Here is a 6,101-nt window from a genome sequence, read left to right as displayed (position 1 = left end):
GGCCGGTGTTCCGGCCGACGGGGCCCCGTGTCAGTCCGTCAGTTCGTCGGCGAGGGCGCGCAGGGCGAGCCGGTAGGAGCCGATGCCGAATCCGGCCACGGTCCCCGTGGCGACCGGTGCGACGACGGAGGTGTGGCGGAATTCCTCCCGTGCGTAAGGGTTCGAGATGTGCACCTCGATGAGCGGGGCGGTGCGCTGAGCGGCCGCGTCCCGCATTCCGTACGAGTAATGGGTGAAAGCCCCCGGGTTGAGAACGACCGGAATTGACCCGTCCGCGGCCTCGTGCAGCCAGCGGATCAACTCGCCCTCGTCGTTGGTCTCCCGGACGTCGACGTCGAAGCCGAGCTCCTTGCCGAGCGTCCGGCAGGTTTCGACGAGTCCGGCGTACGACGTCGCGCCGTACACATCGGGCTCACGGGAGCCGAGCCGGCCGAGGTTCGGCCCGTTGAGCACGAAGACCCGGCGGGTCACGCCGACACCTCCCCGTACGCGGCGAGCAGCACCGCCGGGTCGGGTCCCTCCAGGACGGTGGGCTTGCCCAGGCCGTCGAGGACGATGAAGCGCAGCAGGTCGCCGCGGGACTTCTTGTCGATCTTCATGTTCTCCAGCAGCTTGGGCCACTGGTCGCCGCGGTAGGTGAGCGGCAGTCCGACGGACTCCAGGACGGTGCGGTGCCGGTCGGCGGTGGCGTCGTCGAGGCGCCCGGCCAGTCGGCCCAGCTCGGCGGCGAAGACCATCCCGATGGAGACGGCCGCGCCGTGGCGCCACTTGTAGCGCTCGTTCTTCTCGATGGCGTGGCCGAGGGTGTGACCGTAGTTGAGGATCTCGCGCAGCCCGGACTCCTTGAGGTCGCTGGAGACGACCTCGGCCTTGACCCGGATGGAACGCTCGATCAGCTCGGCGGTGTGCGGTCCGGCGGGCGTACGGGCGCCTTCCGGGTCCGACTCGATCAGGTCGAGGATCGCGGGGTCGGCGATGAAACCGGCCTTGATGACCTCGGCCATGCCGCTGACGTAGTCGTGCACGGGCAGCGAGTCGAGGGCGGCGAGGTCGCAGAGCACCCCGGCCGGCGGGTGGAAGGCGCCGACGAGGTTCTTGCCCTCGGCGGTGTTGATCCCGGTCTTGCCGCCGACGGCCGCGTCGACCATGGCGAGCACGGTCGTCGGTACGGCGATCCAGCGCACCCCGCGCAGCCACGTCGCCGCGACGAACCCGGCCACATCGGTGGTGGCTCCGCCGCCGACGCCGACGATGACATCGGTGCGGGTGAAGCCGGTCTGGCCGAGCGCCTTCCAGCAGTACGCCGCGACCTCGACGGTCTTGGCCTCCTCGGCGTTCGGCAGCTGGATCGCAATGGCCTCGTAGCCCTGCTCGGCGAGGTCCTGACGGACCGCCTCACCGGTCTCGGCGAGCGCCTCGGGGTGCAGGACCGCGACCCGCCGGGCGCGGTCGCCGATCAGCGAGGGCAGCTCACCGAGCAACTGCCGACCGACCAGCACCTCGTACGGGTCGGTGCCCGCGCTCCCGGCGATCTGGATGCGTGTGGGTCCCTGGTCCGTCATGCGTGTGTTCTCCCGGCCGGGCGCCGCGGGGTCGCCCGCGCTCTCCGGCAGTTCCAGTGCGTCGAGGACCGCCTGGGCGACCTCTTCGGGTGTGCGCTCGTCGGTGGCGACGGTCGCCCTGGCCACCTCGGTGTAGAGATGGCGGCGGGCGTCCATCAGCTCGCGCCACTGCCGGCGCGGGTTGACGGCGAGCAACGGGCGCGCGGTGTTCAGCCCGACCCGCTTGACGGCCTCTTCGACGTCCATCGACAGGTAGACGACCGCGTGGTCGGCGAGCAGGGTGCGGGTCGTCTCGTCGAGCACGGCTCCGCCGCCGAGCGAGAGGACGCCGGTGTGCTCGGCGACGGCGGTGCGTACCGCCTGCCGTTCCAACTCGCGGAAGTGCTCCTCGCCCTCGTCGTAGAAGATCTCCGAGATCGGCTTGCCCGCCGTGGCCACGACATCCGCGTCGGTGTCCCGGTAGGTGGTGCCGAGCCGGTCGGCGAGCAGCTCACCGACCGTGGACTTGCCGACGCCCATCGGGCCGACGAGGACGATCAGCGGGCCGCTCATCGGATCTGGAGGTGGTCGAGGTACGACTGCACGTTGCGGTGGGTCTCGGGGACGCTGTCCCCGCCGAACTTCTCCGCCACGGCGTCGGCCAGAACCAGCGCGACCATCGCCTCGGCGACGATGCCGGCGGCCGGCACAGCGCAGACATCGGAGCGCTGATGGTGCGCCTTGGCCGGCTCACCGGTGACGACGTCAACGGTGGCGAGCGCGCGGGGCACGGTCGCGATGGGCTTCATCGCCGCGCGGACCCGCAGCAGCTCGCCGGTGGTCAGACCGCCCTCGGTACCACCGGAGCGGCCGGAGGCGCGCTTGATGCCGTCCTCGGTGACCAGGATCTCGTCGTGCGCCTTCGAGCCGGGAACCCGGGCCAGGTCGAAGCCGTCTCCGACCTCGACACCCTTGATCGCCTGAATGCCCATCAGCGCTGCGGCGAGGCGCGCGTCGAGACGGCGGTCCCAGTGCACGTGCGAGCCGAGGCCGACCGGCACTCCGTACGCGAGCACCTCGACGACACCGCCCAAGGTGTCGCCGTCCTTGTGGGCCTGGTCGATCTCGGCGACCATTTCCTTGCTCGCGGCGGCGTCGAGGCAGCGCACCGGGTCGGCGTCGAGCTTCTCGACGTCGGCAGGCGTGGGGTAGACGCCGTACGGCGCCTTGGCCGCGGCCAGCTCGACGACGTGGCTGACGATCTCGATGCCCGCGGTCTCCTTGAGATACGACCGCGCGACGGCGCCGAGCGCCACCCGGGCCGCGGTCTCCCGGGCACTGGCGCGCTCCAGGATCGGCCGGGCCTCGTCGAAGCCGTACTTCTGCATGCCCGCGAGGTCGGCGTGGCCCGGCCGGGGACGGGTCAGCGGGGCGTTACGAGCCAGGCTGGCGAGCTCGTCGGGGTCGACCGGGTCGGCCGACATGACCTGCTCCCACTTGGGCCATTCGGTGTTGCCCACCATCACGGCGACCGGGGACCCCATGGTCAGACCGTGGCGTACTCCGCCCAGGAAGGTGACCTCGTCCTTCTCGAACTTCATCCGTGCGCCGCGGCCATAGCCGAGCCGCCGCCGGGCGAGTGCGTCCGCCACCATCTCCGTGGTGATCGGGACGCCGGCGGGAAGACCCTCCAGCGTCGCCACGAGTGCGGGGCCGTGCGACTCCCCCGCGGTCAGCCAGCGCAACCTGCTCAACGGTGCTCCTCATGCTCGCGCCTGGAACTGCAACGGCGCGACCGGGTGCGCGGCCCTGGCCCGCCACCCTCGATCCTCCCACGCCCGGGCCCCCGAACCGGCCGCCGGTCCAGCAGACGGACGGATCGGGGCGCGTGACCGGTGTGGTCAGCGTGCGGCGAGTGCCTCTTCGCCGGCCTTCCGCATGGTTGCGAGCGGGGCGGTCGAGCGGCCCGTCATCTGCTCGACCTGGAGAACGGCCTGATGCACCAGAAGGTCGAGACCTCCGATGACTACGCCGCTCCGGGACGACCAGGCGGCCGCGAGTCCGGTCGGCCAGGGCTCGTACAGCACGTCGAAGAGCGTGCCGGGAGCGTCCGGTACCGCACCGGCCAGCGCGTCCGTGGTTCCGGCGGGCGTGGTCGCGATCACCAGGGGTGCGCGCAGCGCCTTCCCCGCATCCGCCCAGTCGGCGATCCGGACGTCGACGCCGAGGCGTTCGCCCCATCCGCGCATCTCGTCGCCGCGTTCCCGGCTGCGTACGTAGGCCGTGACCGGCCCGGTGCACATCGCCGCGAGGGCGGCAACGGCCGAGGAAGCGGTGGCTCCGGCGCCGAGGACGGCGGCGGACTCCACCTTTTCCACGCCTCGCTCGCGTAGAGCGGCGATCATGCCGGGGATGTCGGTGTTGTCGCCGACGCGACGGCCGTCCTCGGTGAACACGACCGTGTTCACGGCCTCGACCGCGGAGGCCGTCTCGCTGATGGAGTCGAGCAGCGGGATGATCGCGCGCTTCAGCGGCATGGTCAGCGAGAGTCCGGCCCAGGAAGAGTCCAGTCCCTCGATGAAGCCGGGCAGCGCCTGCTCGTCGATCTCGAACCGGTCGTAGGACCAGTCGGTGAGACCGAGCTCGGCGTACGCGGCCCGATGCAGGACCGGGGAGAGCGAGTGGGCGATGGGCGAACCGAGGACGGCCGCCCGTCGGATGGTGCTCACTGGCCCGACTTCTCCTGTTCGTACTTCTTGCGATTGCGCTCATGCTCTTCGTTGGTCACCGCGAACACCGTCTTGTCCTCGGTCACGGATACGAAGTAGAACCAGGGCCCGGGAGTGGGCTTGATCGCCGAATGAAGCGCCGCTTCGCCGGGGTTGTTGATGGGACCAGGCGGCAGACCGTGGACGTAATAGGTGTTGTAAGGGTTCTTGAACTTCCGCAGGTCCGACACCGCGCCCGTGTCCAGTGTGCTCTGGGCCTTGGCGTAGTTCACGGTCGAGTCGAAGTCGAGCAGTCCGTAAGTCTCGGTGTTGTTGGGCTTGAGCCGGTTGTAGACGACCCGGGCGACCTTGTCGAAGTCGTGCTTGTACTTGCCCTCTGCCTGAACGAGGCTGGCGACCGTGATCAGCTGCCAGGGGCTCTTGAGACCCAGCTTCTTGGCGTTCGACTCGAGGTCGGCCTTGTCGTACTCCTCGTTGGCGCGCGAGACCATCTTCTTGAGGACTGCCTCGGGCTTCATCTCCTTGGTGACCGGGTAGGCCGCGGGATAGAGGAATCCCTCCAGCCGGTCCTCGACGACCGGGTCGTCATCGGCCCAGTCCGGCAACCCGAGACCGCCGACGTTCTTCTTGGCGACGTCCTTGGTGGTGCCGGCCTTGAGATCGAGCTTCGCGTCGATCAGCTTGTAGACATCCCTGTTGGTCTTGCCCTCAGGAATGATCAGCAGATTCTGGCTCTTCGGGTCGAGCATCATCTTCACGGCCTCGGCCGCGGACATCTCCTTGTGCAGGAGATAGACCCCCGCCTGGATCGACTTCCCCTTGGGGTTCTCGGCCTGCGCGGCGATGAACGCGTCGACGCTCTTGACGACGCCCTTCGCCTTCAGGATGCCGCCGATCTCGTTGCCGAGGGCGTTTTTGGGGATCTCCACCTCGACGCTGCCGGAGCCCTGGCCCGAGTAGTCGGGTGCCGCGCCGAATTTGCTCTGCCAGTACGTGTAGCCGACGTAGCCCGCTCCGCCGACACCTCCGGCGAGGACCACGGCGACGACGAGGCAGGCACAACCGCTGCGGCTCTTCTTCTTGCCCTTGCCGCGGCGTTCGCTTCCGCCGCGGCCACCGTCCCTGCGCGGATCGTCGTCGTACTCGTCATCGTCGTCCCGGGGATCCCGGCCGTCACGGTCGTCGTCGGCGCCCGTGAAGAAGGGGTGTGTCTCCTCCTGGGGTACGTCCGGGTCCCAGTCGGGGTTCTGCGGAGGCGCCTGTGCGGGCGGTGCCTGTTCCGGCGCGCCCTCGCGTCGGCCCGGGGGCTGCGGCGGCGGGTACGCCTCGGGAGTGCCGTAGTAGTCGTGCGATTCGCCGTAGCCGTTCGTCCCGTTCCCGTACGGATCGTTCGGAGGGGAGGCGCCGTACGGCATCGCGGCCTGCTGGCCGGTGTCCCAGCCACCGTTGTACTGCGGCTGGGGGGGCTGCTGGGCGTATGGGCCGTGCTGCTGCGGCTGCTGCGGCTGCGGCTGCTGGGCGTACGGGTCGTGCTGCTGCGGCTGCTGGGCATAGGGGCCCTGCGCATACGGGTCCTGCGGGGCGCCGTACTGCTGGTGCTGCTGGTGCTGGGGGTATGCCTGCTGCGGCTGCTGGGCATAGGGGTCCTGCGGGTAGGGCTGCTGCGGGCCGCCGTACTGGCTCTGGCCGTGGGCAGCCTGTTGGCCTCTCCATCCCTGGTCCCCGTACAGAGGATCCTCGGGATGCCACGGTTCGGAGCCGGGGCCCCGGCCATACTCAGTCATCGATCCCCTAGAGCCGCGAGACGAACGTCCGCCTCTTTGCTGTGCGG

The 6,101-nt window shown here is 69.9% G+C and carries 5 protein-coding genes; all 5 read right to left on the bottom strand.

The features are described 5' to 3' along the window. Positions 1–30: 30 nt before the first annotated feature. Complete coding sequence (aroQ, locus tag ACFU6I_RS31080) at positions 31–471, bottom strand: type II 3-dehydroquinate dehydratase (protein WP_266987952.1); 441 nt, start codon at positions 469–471, stop codon at positions 31–33. After that, positions 468–2,114: a 3-dehydroquinate synthase gene (gene aroB, locus ACFU6I_RS31075; protein WP_345513197.1), complete on the bottom strand. Its 1,647-nt coding sequence runs from the start codon at positions 2,112–2,114 to the stop codon at positions 468–470. Before aroB ends, aroQ begins: the two co-directional genes overlap by 4 nt. Continuing rightward, positions 2,111–3,295: a chorismate synthase gene (gene aroC / locus ACFU6I_RS31070; protein WP_384372649.1), complete on the bottom strand. Its 1,185-nt coding sequence runs from the start codon at positions 3,293–3,295 to the stop codon at positions 2,111–2,113. The genes aroB and aroC overlap by 4 nt, the downstream gene beginning before the upstream one ends. A gap of 147 nt (positions 3,296–3,442) precedes the next feature. Continuing rightward, a complete protein-coding gene (locus tag ACFU6I_RS31065; RefSeq protein WP_384372647.1) occupies positions 3,443–4,270 on the bottom strand; it encodes a shikimate dehydrogenase in 828 nt (275 codons plus the stop codon). Continuing rightward, a complete protein-coding gene (mltG, locus tag ACFU6I_RS31060) occupies positions 4,267–6,054 on the bottom strand; it encodes an endolytic transglycosylase MltG (protein ID WP_384372645.1) in 1,788 nt (595 codons plus the stop codon). Before mltG ends, ACFU6I_RS31065 begins: the two co-directional genes overlap by 4 nt. Positions 6,055–6,101 lie beyond the last annotated feature (47 nt).

Origin of the sequence: Streptomyces sp. NPDC057486 (assembly GCF_042802415.1) — a bacterium.
GTDB lineage: Bacteria > Actinomycetota > Actinomycetes > Streptomycetales > Streptomycetaceae > Streptomyces > Streptomyces yanii.
Note: the sequence above shows the minus strand (reverse complement) of the source record. Positions and strands in the feature narration are given on the sequence as shown.